The organism is Sphingobium jiangsuense (assembly GCF_014196495.1).
In the GTDB taxonomy this organism is placed as follows: Bacteria; Pseudomonadota; Alphaproteobacteria; order Sphingomonadales; family Sphingomonadaceae; genus Sphingobium; species Sphingobium jiangsuense.
In genome coordinates, this window is record NZ_JACIDT010000004.1 from 151,453 (window position 1) to 167,864 (window position 16,412).

The following is a 16,412-nucleotide window of genomic DNA, read 5'->3' on the forward strand; positions in this document are numbered from 1 at the left end:
CAAGGATAAGGCCATGAGCGGCGATCCGCTTTTCGACCCCATCACCATCGGCACCATGCAGCTTGCCAACCGCATCGTCATGGCGCCGATGACCCGTTTCTTCGCGCCCGGCGGCATATTGACGCCGGACGTCGTCCCCTACTACGCGCGCCGCGCGCGGGGCGGCACGGGCCTTATCATCACCGAGGGGACGGTGGTGGACCATCCGGTCGCCCATTATTCCACCACCGTGCCGCATTTCTACGGCGAAGCGGCGCTGGCGCGCTGGGGCGAGGTGGTGGATGCGGTCCATGCCCAGGGCGGGAAGATCATCCCGCAGCTCTGGCACACGGGCCTGTCGCGGCTGCGCCACAAGACGCATAACCCGGACGTCCCCTCCATCTCGGCCTCCGTCATCACCGAGGAGGATGTCGGCGCGCCGCCGCTGCCCGGCGGGAAAATCCGCCCGGCCACCCGCGCGATGGAAAAGCAGGATATCGACGCCGTGATCGCAGCTTTCGCCAGGGGCGCCGCGGACGCAAAGGCGATCGGTTTCGACGGCGTCGCCATCCATGGTGCGCACGGCTATCTGCTCGACCAGTTCATCTGGGCGCAGAGCAACCGGCGGGAGGACGCCTATGGTGGCCCGATCGAGAACCGCATCCGCTTCGCGGCCGAACTGGTCGCGGCCGTGCGGGCGGCGGTGGGGCCGGATTTCCCGATCTTCTTCCGCTTTTCCCAATGGAAGGGCCATGATTACAACGCCCGGATCGCGGACACGCCGGAAGAGCTGGCCAGCATCCTGCAACCGCTGGCGCAGGCGGGCGTCGACGTGTTCGACGCCTCGACCCGCCGCTTCTGGCAGCCCGCCTTCGAGGGCAGCCCCCTCAACCTCGCCGGATGGGCGAAGAAGCTGACGGGCAAGCGCGCGATGACCGTAGGGTCGGTGGGGCTGGAAGACCCCGCCAATTTCACCCCCGGCGCGCCGGTCAGCGCGGTCGCCGTCGCCAATCTCGCACCGCTGCGGCGGATGCTGGAAAGCGGCGAGGTGGATCTGGCCGGGGTCGGCCGCGCGCTCATCGCCAATGCCGACTGGGCCGACCTGGTGCGCGGGGGCCGCTATGACGATCTGCGCGCCTATGATCCAAAGGCGGTCGTCGCCTCGCTCGAACCCGCTTAAATCCAATTCAGCAACAGGATATGCACATGGCCAACGCCCCTATTTTCGACCTCAGCGGCCGCGTCGCGCTGGTGACCGGCGCCTCGTCCGGCATCGGCGAGCGCTGGGGCCGCATCCTTGCCGCCGCCGGCGCGAAAGTGGTGCTCGCCGCCCGCCGCACCGACCGGCTGGAGGCGCTGCGCGAAGCGATCCTCGCCGATGGCGGGCAGGCGATCTCGGTCGCGATGGACGTTTCCGACGAAGCCTCGACCATCGCCGCCTATGACGCGGCGGAAAAAGCGTTCGGCGTGGTCGACACCATCGTCGCTAATGCCGGCATGAACTCCGAAGGTCCGGCGACGGACCTCGGCATCGACGAATTCGATCAGGTCACCGCCGTCAACATCCGCGGCGTGTTCCTGACCGCACGGGAAGGCGCGCGCCGCCTGATCGCCGACAATTCGCGCGAAAAGCAGCATGGCCGCATCGTCATCACCGCGTCGATCACGGCCAACCACGTTTCGCCGGGCCTCGCCGCCTACAGCGCGTCCAAGGCGGCGGTGCAGCAGATGGGCCGGGTGCTGGCGCGCGACTGGGCACGGCTGGGCATCAACGTAAACACCATCTGCCCCGGCTATATCCGCACCGAATTGTCGGGCGACTGGTTCGATACCGAGGGCGGGCTCAAGCAGATCAGCGGCTTCCCCCGCAGGCGGCTGATGGAGGAAAGCGACCTCGACGTGCCGCTGCTCTATCTCTGCTCGGACGCGGCGCGCGCCGTCACCGGATCGTCCTTCACCATTGACGACGGCCAGACGCTCTGACCGCCGCCTCGCACAGGAGAAATTGAACATGGCAGAAGCCTATATCGTCGAGGCGGTCCGCACCGCCGGCGGGCGCCGCAACGGGCGGCTTTCGGGCATCCACCCGGACGACCTCGGCGCTTTTTCGCTGAACGCGATCGTCGACCGCACCGGCATCGATCCGGCAGCGGTCGAGGACGTGATCTTCGGCTGCGTCAGCCAGGTCGGCGAGCAGTCCATGCATGTCGGCCGCAATGTCGTGCTGGCGTCGAAGCTGCCGCAGAGCGTGCCCGCCGTCACCATCGACCGGCAATGCGGCTCGTCGCAGCAGGCGATCCATTTCGCCGCGCAGGCGGTGATGTCCGGCACCATGGACATGGTGATCGCGGGCGGCGTCGAGAGCATGTCGCGCGTGCCGATGGGGACGCCGACCCTGCCGGGCACGGGCGCGATGCCCTGGGCGCAATCGGTGCTGGATCGCTATAATGTCCCCACCTTCAGCCAGTTCACCGGCGCGGAGATGATCGCGCGGAAATGGGGCTTCACCCGCGAAATGCTCGACGCCTATGGGCTGGAAAGCCACCGGCGGGCGATCGCCGCGACGCAGGCGGGCGCGTTCGACCGGGAAATCGTGCCGGTGCCGATCACCCTGCCCGACGGCGCTGCCGACACCCATGTCCGCGACGAGGGCATCCGCTTCGACGCGTCGATGGACTCCATGGCCGGGGTGAAGCTGCTGGTGGAGGGCGGCTCCATCACCGCCGCGACCGCCAGCCAGATCACCGACGGCTCCTCCGCGGTGCTGGTGGTGTCGGAACGGGCGCTGAAGGACCATGGGCTGACGCCGCTGGCGCGGATCGTCAACCTGACGGTGACGGCGGGCGACCCGGTCATCATGCTGGAAGAGCCGCTTTATGCGACCGACAAGGCGCTGAAGAAGGCGGGCCTGCGCATAGAGGATATCGACCTCTATGAGGTGAACGAGGCGTTCGCGCCGGTGCCGATGGCCTGGGCGAAGCATGTCGGCGCCGATCCGGCGAAGCTCAACGCCCATGGCGGCGCGATCGCGCTCGGCCATCCGCTCGGCGCGACCGGCGCGAAGCTGATGGCGACGCTGGTGCACGGCCTGCGCGCGCGGGGCGGGAAATATGGCCTGCAAACCATGTGCGAAGGCGGCGGCATCGCCAATGTGACGATCGTGGAGGCGCTGTAAAGGGAGGGCCGCCATTCAGCCCATGCGGGCCTGCGAACCGCGCTTTTCTGTGCTCCGGTGCTCGAAAATCACGATTCTCGGCTCCGCCTGAACTGAATGGCGACCCTCCCTAGCCTCTCGGTAGCCGCCGCGCCTCCTCGCGCAGCACGGTCTTCAGCACCTTGCCCGCCGCCGAAAGCGGCAGCGCATCGACGAAGCTGAAGCTGCGCGGCACCTTGTAGCCGGCGATGCGGGCGCGGACATGGGCCTGCATCTCCTCCTCGTCCACCGCCGCCCCTTCGCGCAGGACGATCACCGCATGCACCTGCTCGCCATAGCGTGGGCAGGGCACCGCGATCACCGCGACCTGGCCCACCGCCGGATGGGTGCTGAGCGCGCGCTCGACCTCGGCGGAGTAGACGTTCTCGCCGCCGGTGATGATGACGTCCTTGATCCGGTCCACCACCGTCACATAGCCGTCTGCGTCCATCCAGCCCATGTCGCCGGTGTGCATCCAGCCGCCGCGCAGCGCGTCGGCCGTCGCCTCGGCCATGCCCCAATAGCCGAGCATCACCATGGGGCCGCGCGCGCAGATCTCGCCGATCGTGCCGCGCTCCACCTCCCGGTCGTCCCGGTCGACGATGCGCAGCTCGGTCGAGGGGGTCGCCCGTCCCGCCGAGCGGCCCCTGCCCCGCGCCCGCGCCTCCGCGCTGTGGTCGGCGGGCGACAGCATCGCGCAGATCGGCGACAGCTCGGTCATGCCATAGGCTTGCGAGAAGCGGGCATTGGGAAAAGCCGCCATCGCCCGGTCGAGCAGCGCGTCATCGATGCAGGAAGCGCCATAGCGGATGTTGCGCACATGTCCCATGTCCAGTTTCGCAAAGCGCGGATGATCGATCAGCATGCGGATCATGGTCGGCACCATGAAGAAATCGGTCACGCGCTCGCGATCGATGACCTCCAGCGCGCCGCCCGGATCGAACCCCGGCATCATCACGTGCACGCTGCCCGACAGCATCGAGAGGAACAGGCCCGACAGCGCGCCTACATGGAAGAGCGGCGCGCAGTGGAGATAGCGCTCGCCCGATCGCGCCTCGTCGGTGGCCAGCGTGCCCAGCGCCGAGGCCATGAGGTTGCGATGGCTCAGCATCACGCCCTTGGGAAAGCCGGTGGTGCCGCCGGTATAGAGCACCGCCGCAAGGTCGTCGTCCGCCCGCAGCGCGTCGGGCACCGGGTCGGCGGCGGCCAGCCAGGCTTCGTAATCGAGCGCGCCGTCCAGCGCCGCATCGATCGTGATGACCGTGCGCAGGCCGGGCGCGGCCTCGCGAATCGCCGGAACGAGCGGCGCGAAGGCGGCGTCCACGATCAGGATGCGGGTGTCGCAATTTTCGAGCGAATAGCCCATCTCCGCCGCCGACCAGCGGATGTTGACCGGATTGATGACGCCGCCGGCCCAGAGCGTGCCGAATATATATTCGAGGAAGCGATGGCCGTTGCGCGCCAGCAGCGCGACCCGGTCGCCGGGCCACAGCCCGATGCCCTGCACCGCCCCGGCAAAGCGCGCCACCCGGTCGGCGAAGACGCGCCACGTCCAGCTGCGGGGGCCGTCGATGATCGCCGGACGATCCGCCATCTGTTGCAGGTTCCGATGCACCATCTGCGTCAGGTACATGGTTTCTCCCTCTCCCGTGCGCCGTTGACCGGCTTTCGACGATGATGCGATGTTAGCGGTTGATCCGCTACCGGAAAACCGCTTAGAGGGAAATTATTTAATCGAGTAGATAAGGACATGGGAATTGCATCTTCCCACGGTCCTGAGGAGAATGCCGGGTGCCGTATACGATCAATAGCATGATACGCTGGTGGGCGCGGGAAAAGCCGGAACTGCCCTGCATCAAGCAGGGCGGCGATCAGGTGAGCTATGCCGACTTCGACGCCTGGGTCGGCCGCGTCGCCGCGCGCTTCGTCGATGAAGGGCTGACCCCCGGCGATCGCGTCTGCATCCATGGCGTCAACTGCATCGAATGGTGCGTGGCGGCGATCGCGGCGCTGCGCTGCGGCGGCGTGTTCGCAGGGCTGAGCAACAAGATGGTGATGGCCGAGGTCGCCTATCTGCTCGGCGACTACAGCCCCGTCTTGCTGGTGAGCGACGACGAGGCGCAGGCGAAGCTGGCGGATATGGGCCCGCTGGAGGACCGCCACGGCAACCCGGTGAAGACGCCGCTGCGCATCGGCTTCGGCGAGATCGCGGCGCTGCGGCAGGGCGAGGCGCGCGATGTGGACCGCGAGGTCGATCCCAATGCGCTCGCCTATATCGTCACCACCAGCGGGTCGACGGCGCGGCCCAAGGGCGTGATGTTCTCCAACCATTCGCTGATCGACCATGTCGCCGCCTTCCGCTTCGAGGATCCGGTCGCCGATCTCGACCCCAAAATGTACATCGTCGCCCCGCTCAACACGACGGCGGGCGGCATGCAGATGCTGCACAGCCTGATCCAGGGCGGCACCGCCTATCTGGACGACAGGTTCGAGCCCGCCGAGGTGCTCGACACGATCGTGCGCGACCGCATCAGCATCTTCTGCGCGGCGCCGATCTTCCTCCAGCGCATCGCCGATCTGCCGCAATTCGCGCAGGCCGACGTGTCCTGCATCAAGGTCAGCTTCACCGGCGGCGCGGCGGTGGCGCCCAGGCTGCTCAAGGCATGGGCGGACAAGGGCGTGCGCGTCCGGCAGATGTACGGGCAGAGCGAGATGGGCGGCTGGGGCACCGTCACGCCGCCGCGCCTCGCGCTCGACCATCCCGACAAATGCGGCTTCGGCGGCCCGCTGCGCGACATCGCGATCATCGACGAGGACGGCAATTTCCTCGGCCCCAACCAGATGGGCCAGATCGTGATGCGCGGACCGGGCAGCATGCTCGGCTATTGGAACGACCCGGAGGCGACGGCGAAAACCATGGTCGACGGCTGGATTCGCACCGGCGATCTGGGCGTTATCGACGAAAGCGGCCTGCTGCGCTTCGTCGACCGGCTGAAGGACATCATCATTTCGGGCGGGCTCAACATTTCCGCCGCGGAGGTCGAGCGGGTGCTGATGGACTATCCCGGCATAGAGGAGGCGGCGGTGATCGCCGCGCCCGACGAGAAATTCGGCGAGACGCCTCTCGCCATCGTCTACAGCCGGACGGAGATCTGCGTGACCACGCTGATCGAGCATTGCAACAGCAACCTCTCCAGCTACAAGGTGCCGCGCTATGTCGCGGTCCATGGCGAGCCGTTGCAGCGGCTTGCGACCGGCAAGATTTCCAAGCCGGTGCTGCGGACGCAATATGCCTCGGCTGAGACGTTGCCGCCTCGTGTACGGTAAGGACGATATGCCGATGATAAAGCTGGTTTTCTGCTTGCGTCGCCTGCCGGAAATGACGCGGGAGGAATTTCAGCGTTACTGGCGGGAAGTCCACGCCCCGCTGGTGCGGGAGGCCGCGCCGCTGCTCAACATCCGCCGCTATGTGCAGAGCCATAGCGTAGACGATCCGCGCATCGCGCCTGCCGTCGATGCGCGCGGGTGCGGCGTGCCGCCCTATGACGGGGTCGCCGAGCTGTGGTGGGACAGCGTGGAGGACATCATCGCGGCGGGCGCGACGAGGGAGGGCCGCGCCGCCGGGCGGCGCCTGCTCACCGACGAGGCCAATTTCATCGCGGCGAAGGAGTCCGCGCTATTCTATGTCTCGGAGCATGAGGTGGTGGGGTAACATCAGGGCGCTGCCTGCCCCACCCTCTCCTCGGACAGCGTCCATAGCCGCCGTGCCGCCGCCGGATCGATCGCATAGGGCATGACGCCGGTGCCGCGCGGCATGCCGCGCGTGAAGATCTCCGCCTCGGCGCAATTTTCCAGATAGAGCCCGCCCCGCCCCTCCAGATCGGGCGAGGTCGCCGCCCAGACGGTGGTGGATGCGCCCTGCTCGGCGGTCTTGGACAGATGCTCGATCGACGACCAGTCCTCGCCCGGCACATGGCGGCCGAGCCGGGTGTGGATGACGCCGGGCATCAGCGAGAAGGCGCGAATGCCGCGCGGCGCATAGCGGCGGTCGAACTCCACCGCGAACAGCGCGTTGGCGGTCTTCGACTGGCCATAGGCCTGGAAAGGCTCATAGGGCCGGTGCCGGAAATCGGGATCGTCGAAATCGACATTCGCCATGCCGTGGGCGGAGGAGGACAGGCTGATGACACGCGCCTGCCGTTCTGGCCCCGCGCCCTTTTCCAGCGCAGGGACGAGCAGCAGCGCCAGCAGGAAATGGCCGAGATGATTGACGCCGAACTGGGTTTCGAACCCGTCCTGCGTGGTGCCCTGCGGGCAGGCCATGACCCCGGCATTGTTGATGAGCAGCGACAGCGGCCGCTCGCCCCGGCGTGCCGCGAAGGCGCGGACCGAGGCAAGGCTGGCGAGATCGAGTGCATCCGCCGAGACGCGCGCCGCGCCGGTCTCCCCGTTGATCGCGGCCGCGACCCGCTCGCCCGCTTGCCGGTCGCGCACCGCCAGCACGACGCTCGCACCGGCATGGGCGAGGGCGCGCGCGGTTTCGACGCCGAGGCCCGACGCGCCGCCGGTGACGATCGCGGTGTGGCCGGAAAGGTCCAGCCCCTCGACCACCTCCAGCGCGGTCGACCGGGCGCCGAAGCGGGATGTGATCCGCCCCGTCATGAAAGGTTCAGCGGCATGCCGGGATCGGCCTTCTCCATCGCGCGGCGATAGGCCGGGCGCTCACCGATGCGGTGCAGATAGGCGCGTATATGGGGATAGGGCGCCAGATCCCGCTGCATGAACTGGCGCATGGTCGTCAGCGGGAACAGGGTGATGATGTCGGCGGCGGTGAATTCCTCGCCCGCCAGATAGGGCGCCTTGCCGAGCCGGTCCTCCAGCATCGCATAGGCGCGATCGGTCCGCTCGCGCAGCATCGCCGCCATGCCGCCTTCCGCCTCCGCGCCCAGCATGGAGGCGAGAACATCCACCATCAGCGCGGGCATCAGCGACCCGTTGGCGAAATGGAGCCAGAAGAGATAGTCGGGATAGTTGGGCGCGCCCGGCCCGACGGCCAGCCTGCCCCCGGCCTTCGCGCACAGATATTCGATGATCGCGCCGGATTCGCCCAGCACCAGATCGCCGTCGGTGATGACAGGCGCGGTGCCGAACGGGTGGAGCGCGCGATAGTCCGCCGGGGCCAGATTGGTGTCGGGATCGCGCGGATAGATTTTCAGCTCATAGGGCAGCTCCAGTTCCTCGCACAGCCAGACGATCCGGTCCGATTGCGACACGCTGAGATGATGCACCGTCACCATGGTCCTGTCTCCTTTCCCTGCCCGGCCTTCAGCCGTCGACGGCGTTCCTGCCCGCCTCGGCCACCTGAAGATCCTGCTCCAGCGTGCCGCCGCTGACGCCGATCGCGCCGACCATCGCGGCGTCCCGCACGATCGGGACGCCGCCGCCGAGCGGCACGACGCCCGGAATGGTCAGCACCGAAAGCGTGCCCGCATCGAGCATCGCGCGCAGCCGGTCGCTCGGCATCCCCATGCGCGCGGCGCTCTTCGCCTTGGTCATCGCCGTCTCGATCGTGACGATGTTCGCGCCGTCCATGCGGTGGAAGGCGATCAGTTCGGCGAAGCTGTCCACGACCGCAATGCCGAAGGCCCAGCCATTGGCGCGGGCCTCGGCCACCGCCGCGTCGATCGCGATGCGCGCGCCCGTCTCGGACAAAAGGGTCACGCCGCGCGTGACGGCTCCGCTCATGCCAGATGGCTCGGCGCCTGCGGCAGGAAGACGGTCTTGATCTCCAGATAGGGGTCCATCCCCTCCGGCCCGCCCTCGCGGCCGACGCCCGATTTCTTGAAGCCGCCAAAGGGGTTGGTGAGGTCGAACTCGCGGCCGTTCTGGGTATAATGGCCGGTGCGGATGCGCCGCGCCATCGCATAGGCGCGGTCGGTATCCTCGGTGAAGACGGCGCCGGACAGGCCGAACTCGCTGGCATTGGCGATCTCCGCCGCCTGCTCCTCATCGTCATAGGGGATGACGGCGGTGACCGGCCCGAATATCTCCTCCTGCGCGATGGTCATGCCGTTGTCGACCCCGGTGAAGACGGTCGGCGCGATGAAATAGCCCTGGTTGAGGTCGGCGGGGCGCCCGCCGCCGGTCGCGATCCGCGCGCCCTCGGCCTTGCCCTTCTCGATATAATATTGCACCCGCTCCATCTGCCGCTTCATCGCGAGCGGCCCCATATAGATGCCGTCCTCCAGCGGATTGCCGACCTTGACCGCCGCCATCGAGGCCGACAGGCTCTCGACATAGGCGTCATGCTTCGCGCGCGGCACCAGCACGCGGCTGTTGTTGATGCAGACCTGTCCGCTCATCATCGTGACCAGCGGCGCCAGCATCGGCCCCAGCTTGGCCGGGTCGAAATCGTCGAGCACGATCGCCGCCGACTTGCCGCCCAGCTCCATGGTGAAGCGCGCCATGCGCGAGGCGCAGACCGACGCGATGTGCAGCCCCGCCGCCGTCGATCCGGTGAACGACACCTTGTCGATACCGGGATGGCTGATGAGCTGGTCGGACACTTCCCGGTCGGCGGGCAGGATGTTGACGACGCCTTCGGGCAAGCCCGCTTCCTCCACCGCCTCGGCAAAGAGGAACATTTCGAGCGGGGTTTCCGGCGAGGGCTTGCAGATCACGGTGCAGCCCGCCGCCAGCGCCGGCGCGACCTTCGACAACATGGTCATGAGCGGCCCGTTCCACGGCGCGACGGCGGCGACGACGCCGACCGGCTCCTTCACCACGACCGCGACCTTGGACATGAAGCCGTTCGACTTGCGCACATCCTCGAACGCATAGCCTTCGGCCAGCGTGGCATAATAATCGAGGATCGCCGGGCCTCCCCTGCTGGACCCGCGCGAGAGCAGCACCGGGGTGCCGATCTGCGCCGTCCAGGCCTTGTCGAGCGCCTCGGCGCGCTTCTGCAACCCGGCGCCGATCGCGCGCATCTTCGCCGCGCGCTCGGCCGGGGCCATGCGCGGCCAGGGGCCCTTGTCGAACGCGCGGCGGGCGGCGGCGACCGCCGCCTCCATATCCTCGGTCGAGGCTTCGGGCACGTCGCAGAACTGCTCCTCATTGGCCGGATTCACCAGCCGGAACTTGCGGTCGCCCGCCGGCGCCACCCAGCGGCCGCCGATGAAGAGCTTGTCGGGATGGACGAGGGTCGGTGCGTCGGTGGCGAATGCGGTCATGACTGTCTTCTCCCGTGCCGCGCCGCCGGACCGGCGGGGCTTTTCTTTTCGAGCCTGTTCGGCGGGCCTTGCGCCCACCTTCATTGGTTGATTAAGTATCTTCATAAAGACACCGTTCGGATAAGCAAGAGGCATAGGAGGAGAAGCCATGCGCGCAGCCATCCGTCGCGGCCCGGCCATCGTCGTCGATGAATGCGAAATCCCGCCGCCGGGGCAAGGACAGGTGCGGGTGCGCACCCATCATTGCGGCATTTGCGGGTCGGACCTCCACGCGATCCATCATTTCGAATCGTTCATCGACTATGGCCGCCGCGCCGGGCTGCTGACCGGGCGCATCGATCCGGGGCGGGACGTGGTGCTGGGCCATGAATTCTGCGCCGAGATAGTGGAGTTCGGGCCCGGCACCGAACGCGCGCTGAAGGAAGGCGCGATGGTCGGCGCCTTCGCGGTCAATTTCGATGAGAAAGGCGCGGAAGGGGTCGGCTGGTCCAACCATTATCCGGGCGGCTATGCCGAATATATGGTGCTGACCGAATCCATGCTGGTTCCGGTCACCAACGGCTGCCCCAGCGAGCGGGCGGCGCTGGCCGAGCCGATGGCGGTCGCCATTCATGCGGTCAACAAGGCGGATCATCAGGACAGCGCCTATATGGTCGTGGGCTGCGGCCCGATCGGCCTCGCCATCATCGCGGAGCTGAAGGCGCGCGGGCTGGGGCCGGTCGTCGCGGTGGATTATGTCGCGGAACGGCGCGCGGTGGCCGAAAGGCTGGGCGCGGACCTGCTGGTCGATCCGGCGGTGGGCGACCCGCATGACCATTGGGCAGGGCTGGACGTACCCTATGGGCCGGTCGTCTATCCCCGCGCCCAGAGCCGCGCGCGCCGCGCCGTGCTGTTCGAATGCGTGGGCGTGCCGGGCATGCTGAACCGGCTGATCGACGCCGCGCCGCGCAACGCGCAGATCATCGTCGCGGGCGTGTGCATGGCGCCCGACAGCATCGAGCCGTCGCTGGCGATCAACAAGGAGCTGGAGATCAAATTCTCCATGGCCTTCAGCGCCGACGAGTTCCGCCAGAGCATGCACCGCATCTGCGAGGGCGAGCTGGACGTCAGCCCGCTCATCAGCCGGATCGTGGGCCTGGACGAGCTGCCGGCGACGTTCGACGAACTGCTGACCGCGCCGCGATCGGCCAAGGTGCTGGTGGACCCGCGACGATAGGACGTCAGCCGAGCAGTTCCCGCTCGATCGCCGCGCGTTGCCCGGCGGAGAGGCCGAGCGTGCCTTCCAGATAGCCGTCGATGCCGCCGCAGCGGTCGGTGACGGTCTCGATCGCCGCTTCCAGAAAGACGCGCTCGGCCCGCAGCCCCATGTCGATCTTCGGCGATAGGTCGCGCCAGCCATAGCGCCGCGCCGCCAGCTCCCGCAGCCGGTCGAAATGCTGGTTGGTGAGGAGATAATCCTCAAAGATCGCCTCGAAATCGACGCCGATCGACCAGAGCAGCAGCGCCGCGCCGACCCCGGTGCGGTCCTTGCCCGCCGCGCAGCCGAAGAGGACCGGCGTGCGCCCTTCCGCCACGCGGCGGAACAGCGTCGCATAGGAAGCCGCGTGGCTGAAGGGCAGGTCGCGGTAGAGATCGCACATCGCCGCCGCCACATCGTCGACGCCGGCTTCCGCCCGATGCAGCAACTCGCTCACCGCCGCCGCCGCGCTCTCGCCCGGATCGCCCCATGCGTCGGCGTCGATCGCGGGCAGCCATTCATAGGGATGGCGCCGCCGCTCGGCCGCGCTGCGCAGATCGACCATCGAGCGGATGCCGAGTTCCCGTATCCGGGCGACGCAGGCGTCCGTCACCTCACTGAGGTCGCCGGAACGGAACAGCACCCCCGGTTTCAGCGTCTTTCCGCCCCGGCCCCGGACGGGTCCGATCTCGCGGAAATTCTGCGCCGCGATGGTGACTATCCTCGCCATTGCCGTCTCTCCTGCCGTCATGCCGAAGGGCCGCCCCGGAAACGGGACGGCCCTTGCCGGACAGCGCATCGGCCGATGCGCCATCATGCATCCATGGTCAATATTTGAACGTGATCGACGCCCCGATCGACGCCGGTTCGCCATAAACCTGCTGGATCGCGAAGTCGCCCGGCAGCACCTGAATGCGATAGGCGCTGTCGGTCACATTATTGCCGAAGATCGAAAAGGCCCAGCGCTCGTCGGCCGTATTGTATGTCGCGCGCAGGTTCAGCAACTCATAGGCGCCCTGCGAAAAGCGCTTGGGCGAATCGAAGTAGAATTTGGTCGTGTGGTAGAAATTCGCATTGAGCGCGATATTGGCGCCGGATGCGAAGCGTATCTTGTAATCCGCGTTGATGTTTGCGGTGAACTTGGGCGAGCGCGGCATGACATTGCCGTCGACCAGCACGTCGGGATGATCGAACAGGCCGGTGGCCGGATTCTGCACATAATCGACCGCGTTGCCGAACTGCTTGTACTTGGCATGGGTATAGGTCGCGCCGAGGCCGAGCGAGAAATCCTCGTTCACATCATAGCTCAGCTGGCCGTCGAGGCCGTAGATCTCCGACTTTTCGGCGTTGCGATAGACCGCCGCCGAATTGACATAGGCCGCAACCTGGAGGTTCTTGTAGATATAGTAGAAGGTCGAGAGGTCGAAGCGCAACGGGCCGTCGGCGGTCTTGAAGCCGACCTCGAAGGCGTCGATCTGCTCCGGCTTGATCGGCACCGTGTCGAATGCCGACACCGGGATGAAACCCGCCTTGTAGCCCTTGTTGTAGGAGGCGTAGACGTTGCTCGACGCGCCGAGCTGATAGCGGACGTTGACGCGCGGGGTCAGCTTCTTGAACGTCTCCTCGCCCTCGCCCGCGAGGCCGCCGCAGGCGCTGCACAGGAAGCTGCCGCGCACCTTGTCGATGCTGTAGCGCAGGCCGCCGGTCAGGAACAGGCCGTCCATCGCCTCCCAGGTCATGTCGGCGAAGGCCGCATAGGATTTGGTTCTGGAGGTGGAGCGGAAATATTCGAACTTGGGCGAACCGAAAAGCGAGACATTATAGCCCGGATACTGGTTCTTGTTCTGGTAGTAATAGAGGCCGAGCACCCAGGTCAGCGGGCCGCCGGGTGCGGAGGACAGGTTGAATTCCTGGGTGAAGGTCTTGTCCCACACGCGCCAGTCCGGCGCCATGATCGGGGCGGCCGTGCTGTCGTAATCGCCCGCAAGGTTCGACTTGTCGTCGCGATACTGGGTGTAGGAGGTGAAGGTGCCGAAGCCCAGGTCGAACTTGCCGGTCAGCATCACCAGATCGCTGTTGAGCGTGCTCACGGCCGGGGCATCGTTGCCCGTTTCGCGGCGGCCGGTCGGCACGGCCACGCCGGGGGCGGCGATGGTGGCGGACGACAGGCCGTCATAGGCGCTGGTGAGGAAGGGCGAGGGATCGTCCACCATGCTGTGTTGATAGGCGAGGGTTATGCTGACGTCCTCGCTGGGCCGGAACAGCAGCTTGGGCCGGACCGTCCATTTATCATAGTGCGACACCGTCTTGCCGGTGTTGATGTTGCGGATATAGCCGTCGCCGCGCTCGTAGAAGGCGGTCACGTCCATCGCCAGCGAGTCGCCGAGGCCGGTCGAGGCATAGCCGCTGAGGTTGAGCTTGTCGAAGCTGGCATAGCTGGCCCGCGCGATCAGCTTGGGCTCGAACGAGGGGTCGAGCGTGTTGACGAGGATTGCGCCGCCGGTCGCGTTGCGCCCGAACAGCGTGCCCTGCGGACCCTTCAGGATCTGGATGCCCGAAACGCTGAGCAGCTGGAAATCGGAGCCCAGCGGGTTGGGGACGTAGAAGCCGTCGACATAGATCGCGACGTTGGAATTGAGGCCGGGGCCGACCAGCGGGCTGCCGACGCCGCGCACGGTCGGCTGCACATAGGGGCCGGAATAGTCGAGGCGCAGGCCCGGCGCGGTCTGCGCAAGGCCGATGACGGAATTGACGCCCGCATCCGCCAGCTTGCCGCCGTCGATGGAGGTCACCGCGATCGGCACGTCGACCAGCCGCTCGGCGCGGCGCTGGGCGGTGACGACGATATCGGCGATGCCTTGCGGAGCGGCGGCGTCCTGCGCCGCCTGCGGCTGGGTCTGGGCATGGCCGGGCGCGGTGGCCGCGCCGGCCAGCGCGATGAAGGAAACGGCGCCGAAACGGGCGGCAAATGCCGGGCGTCGACGGGCGGTGGCGTGGCTCATTCCTCTCTCTCCCCAATATTATATGGCCTTTGAACAGCCGGATTCGCGGCACGGCCGTGCCGCCCAATCCGCCCCAATTTCGTTCGGCATTCGTACAAATGTATCAATTAGAAACCAGATACAAGCGGATTCATCAAATCGCCTGCATATAGTTCATTGATTACTTAACCAGCTACGCGCTAAGGAGCAAGCATCGCCGGCGGAAAAAGGCGACGAACCGCAAAATGGAGGGGTGTCACGCATGGAGACGCGCGAAGAGGCGGCCTTCGCCTGGGTCGAACAAGTCCTTGGCGGCAGGATCCTTTCCCGGCGGTTGCAGAGCCGCTGGCGCAATCAATGGTTTCTGGAGGTGGAACGGGACGGCGCGATCGAGCGCGTAGTGCTGCGCGGCTTCCGCAATCCGGGCTATACCGCCGAGGATACGAGCGGCGCCCGCGCGATGCTCACGCTCGAAGCGCAGGCGCTGGAGGCGTTGCAGGACGTCCCCGTCGCCACGCCGCGTTATCTCGGCAGCAACCCCGATCTGGGCTGGATGCTGATGGAGTGGCTGGACGGCGACTCCGAGCTGACGCAGATCGCCGACGAGGACCGCCGCTTCGCCATCTATCAGGGCTATGTGGAGGAGCTGGCGACGCTCCATGCCTATCCGCTGGACAAGATCAGGCTGCCCGACGCCATGCCCCGCCCCGCCTCCTCCCGCGCCTTTCGCGAGGAACTGATCGCGCGGCATGAAGGCTTCTACCGCTCGCTGGCGCTGCCCGACGCCGAGCCGGTGCTGGAACTGGGCCTGCAATGGGTGAAGCATAACGACATCAGCAGCGAGCGGCCGCTGGGCCTGGGGCTGGGCGATGTCGGGCCCAACCAGTTCCTGTTCGTGGAGGACCGCTTCCATGCGCTCGTCGATTTCGAATATGCGGTGATCGGCGACCCGCTGATGGAAATGGGCATGATGCGCGGCCGCGACGTCACCTATCATACCGGCCGGATGACCGAGCATATGCGCCATTACGGCGCCTGCTACGAACGGCTGACCGGTATCCCGCTCGATCTCAAGGCGCTGCAATATTGGACCATCGCCGGACCGGCGCTGTGGAACGTCTACACCGTCATGGGCACCCAGCGGGCCGACCCGGCGATGATCGACCTCGCCTTCCTCTTCGCCTATGAAGTGCAGCAGAAGCGCTGCATATTGGAGGGGATCGCGGAATATTACGGCTTCCGCCTGACCCGGCCGGAGCTGCCGAAACCGACCAACACCCTCCTGTCGCCGCTGGCGCAGGCGCTGGCGGCGCAACTGGACGGGCATTTCCGCGAGCAGGCGGGCGAGGATCCTTATGCCGCCAGCTTTGCCCGCTACAGCGCATCGATCGCGCGGACGCTGGCGCTGGGCGACGGGACGGCACTGATGCTGGAAACGGCCAACCGGGAAGAGCTGGGCGCGCTGCTCGGCCATCGCATCGGCGACTGGCGTCATGGCCTGCGCGAGCTGGAGGCGCTGATCGCGGCGGATTGGGAGAAGGATCTGGAGCGTCGCATCAACATGCTGTACCGCTGCGAGGTGCGGCGCGAATATCTCTACGAGCCGATGCAGCGCGCCACCGGCGTCAGCCATGGGTGGCCGATGAGCCGCTTCGACGTGTAGGATCGTTTGCCATTGCGTCCATGCGGGCCTGCGAGCCGCGCTATTTTCCGCTTCGGTGCTCACGGACCTTTAAGTCCGCTGCGCTCCGATGCTCAAATTGCACGTCTCTCGGCTCCACCTGAACGCA

14 protein-coding genes are annotated in these 16,412 nt (G+C 66.9%); 7 read left to right on the forward strand and 7 right to left on the reverse strand.

Going from position 1 to position 16,412, the window contains the following annotated elements; genetic code table 11:
- Positions 1–13: 13 nt before the first annotated feature.
- Genes GGR43_RS07460 through GGR43_RS07470 form a run of 3 tightly spaced genes read left to right on the forward strand, consistent with a single transcriptional unit; the run spans position 14 to position 3,154 of the window.
- Positions 14–1,159: an NADH:flavin oxidoreductase gene (locus GGR43_RS07460; protein WP_188071336.1), complete on the forward strand. Its 1,146-nt coding sequence runs from the start codon at positions 14–16 to the stop codon at positions 1,157–1,159.
- 26 nt (positions 1,160–1,185) lie between these two features.
- Complete coding sequence (locus GGR43_RS07465; protein WP_188071337.1) at positions 1,186–1,962, forward strand: SDR family NAD(P)-dependent oxidoreductase; 777 nt, start codon at positions 1,186–1,188, stop codon at positions 1,960–1,962.
- Positions 1,963–1,990: 28 nt separating this feature from the next.
- The gene (locus GGR43_RS07470) at positions 1,991–3,154 is read left to right on the forward strand and encodes an acetyl-CoA C-acetyltransferase (protein WP_188071338.1); all 1,164 of its coding nucleotides are present in this window, start codon (positions 1,991–1,993) and stop codon (positions 3,152–3,154) included.
- 109 nt (positions 3,155–3,263) lie between these two features.
- Here the strand turns inward: GGR43_RS07470 and GGR43_RS07475 are convergent, their stop codons facing one another.
- Entirely contained in the window at positions 3,264–4,805 is a 1,542-nt protein-coding gene (locus GGR43_RS07475; RefSeq protein WP_188071339.1) for an acyl-CoA synthetase, read from the reverse strand.
- Between the two features lie 179 nt (positions 4,806–4,984).
- Between GGR43_RS07475 and GGR43_RS07480 the strand changes: the two genes are divergently transcribed.
- Together GGR43_RS07480 and GGR43_RS07485 are read left to right on the forward strand one after the other, a co-directional pair.
- On the forward strand, positions 4,985–6,499 hold the full coding sequence (locus GGR43_RS07480; RefSeq protein WP_223177344.1) for a class I adenylate-forming enzyme family protein: 1,515 nt from the start codon (positions 4,985–4,987) through the stop codon (positions 6,497–6,499).
- A 13-nt stretch (positions 6,500–6,512) separates the two neighbouring features.
- Positions 6,513–6,884 carry an EthD domain-containing protein gene (locus tag GGR43_RS07485; RefSeq protein ID WP_188071341.1) on the forward strand — a complete coding sequence of 124 codons (372 nt, stop codon included), beginning with the start codon at positions 6,513–6,515 and terminating at the stop codon, positions 6,882–6,884.
- A gap of 2 nt (positions 6,885–6,886) precedes the next feature.
- On the opposite strand, the gene GGR43_RS07490 is transcribed toward GGR43_RS07485, so the two are convergent.
- From GGR43_RS07490 to GGR43_RS07505, 4 genes are read right to left on the reverse strand one after another with little or no spacing between them, the layout of a single operon-like run.
- On the reverse strand, positions 6,887–7,834 hold the full coding sequence (locus GGR43_RS07490; RefSeq protein ID WP_188071342.1) for an SDR family NAD(P)-dependent oxidoreductase: 948 nt from the start codon (positions 7,832–7,834) through the stop codon (positions 6,887–6,889).
- On the reverse strand, positions 7,831–8,469 hold the full coding sequence (locus GGR43_RS07495) for a glutathione S-transferase family protein (protein ID WP_188071343.1): 639 nt from the start codon (positions 8,467–8,469) through the stop codon (positions 7,831–7,833). The genes GGR43_RS07490 and GGR43_RS07495 overlap by 4 nt, the downstream gene beginning before the upstream one ends.
- A 28-nt stretch (positions 8,470–8,497) precedes the next feature.
- Positions 8,498–8,917, reverse strand: a complete 420-nt coding sequence (locus GGR43_RS07500; protein WP_188071344.1) for a GlcG/HbpS family heme-binding protein — start codon at positions 8,915–8,917, stop codon at positions 8,498–8,500.
- Complete coding sequence (locus tag GGR43_RS07505; RefSeq protein ID WP_188071345.1) at positions 8,914–10,404, reverse strand: aldehyde dehydrogenase; 1,491 nt, start codon at positions 10,402–10,404, stop codon at positions 8,914–8,916. Before GGR43_RS07505 ends, GGR43_RS07500 begins: the two co-directional genes overlap by 4 nt.
- 148 nt (positions 10,405–10,552) lie before the next feature.
- On the opposite strand from GGR43_RS07505, the gene GGR43_RS07510 reads away from it, so the two are divergent.
- A complete protein-coding gene (locus GGR43_RS07510) occupies positions 10,553–11,620 on the forward strand; it encodes an alcohol dehydrogenase catalytic domain-containing protein (RefSeq protein ID WP_188071346.1) in 1,068 nt (355 codons plus the stop codon).
- A 4-nt stretch (positions 11,621–11,624) separates the two neighbouring features.
- Here the strand turns inward: GGR43_RS07510 and GGR43_RS07515 are convergent, their stop codons facing one another.
- Together GGR43_RS07515 and GGR43_RS07520 are read right to left on the reverse strand one after the other, a co-directional pair.
- Positions 11,625–12,371, reverse strand: a complete 747-nt coding sequence (locus tag GGR43_RS07515) for a tyrosine-protein phosphatase (RefSeq protein ID WP_188071347.1) — start codon at positions 12,369–12,371, stop codon at positions 11,625–11,627.
- Positions 12,372–12,468: 97 nt separating this feature from the next.
- Positions 12,469–14,643 (reverse strand): TonB-dependent receptor, encoded by a 2,175-nt coding sequence (locus tag GGR43_RS07520; RefSeq protein WP_188071348.1) that lies wholly within the window; start codon positions 14,641–14,643, stop codon positions 12,469–12,471.
- A gap of 241 nt (positions 14,644–14,884) precedes the next feature.
- Between GGR43_RS07520 and GGR43_RS07525 the strand changes: the two genes are divergently transcribed.
- A complete protein-coding gene (locus GGR43_RS07525; protein WP_188071349.1) occupies positions 14,885–16,285 on the forward strand; it encodes a phosphotransferase in 1,401 nt (466 codons plus the stop codon).
- Positions 16,286–16,412: the final 127 nt, after the last annotated feature.

Coding starts and splice junctions, on each gene's coding strand:
- GGR43_RS07460 (WP_188071336.1), top strand. CDS start 14: ATGAGCGGCGATCCGCTTTTCGACCCCATCACCATCGGCACCATGCAG.
- GGR43_RS07465 (WP_188071337.1), top strand. CDS start 1,186: ATGGCCAACGCCCCTATTTTCGACCTCAGCGGCCGCGTCGCGCTGGTG.
- GGR43_RS07470 (WP_188071338.1), top strand. CDS start 1,991: ATGGCAGAAGCCTATATCGTCGAGGCGGTCCGCACCGCCGGCGGGCGC.
- GGR43_RS07475 (WP_188071339.1), bottom strand. CDS start 4,805: ATGTACCTGACGCAGATGGTGCATCGGAACCTGCAACAGATGGCGGAT.
- GGR43_RS07480 (WP_223177344.1), top strand. CDS start 4,985: ATGATACGCTGGTGGGCGCGGGAAAAGCCGGAACTGCCCTGCATCAAG.
- GGR43_RS07485 (WP_188071341.1), top strand. CDS start 6,513: ATGATAAAGCTGGTTTTCTGCTTGCGTCGCCTGCCGGAAATGACGCGG.
- GGR43_RS07490 (WP_188071342.1), bottom strand. CDS start 7,834: ATGACGGGGCGGATCACATCCCGCTTCGGCGCCCGGTCGACCGCGCTG.
- GGR43_RS07495 (WP_188071343.1), bottom strand. CDS start 8,469: ATGGTGACGGTGCATCATCTCAGCGTGTCGCAATCGGACCGGATCGTC.
- GGR43_RS07500 (WP_188071344.1), bottom strand. CDS start 8,917: ATGAGCGGAGCCGTCACGCGCGGCGTGACCCTTTTGTCCGAGACGGGC.
- GGR43_RS07505 (WP_188071345.1), bottom strand. CDS start 10,404: ATGACCGCATTCGCCACCGACGCACCGACCCTCGTCCATCCCGACAAG.
- GGR43_RS07510 (WP_188071346.1), top strand. CDS start 10,553: ATGCGCGCAGCCATCCGTCGCGGCCCGGCCATCGTCGTCGATGAATGC.
- GGR43_RS07515 (WP_188071347.1), bottom strand. CDS start 12,371: ATGGCGAGGATAGTCACCATCGCGGCGCAGAATTTCCGCGAGATCGGA.
- GGR43_RS07520 (WP_188071348.1), bottom strand. CDS start 14,643: ATGAGCCACGCCACCGCCCGTCGACGCCCGGCATTTGCCGCCCGTTTC.
- GGR43_RS07525 (WP_188071349.1), top strand. CDS start 14,885: ATGGAGACGCGCGAAGAGGCGGCCTTCGCCTGGGTCGAACAAGTCCTT.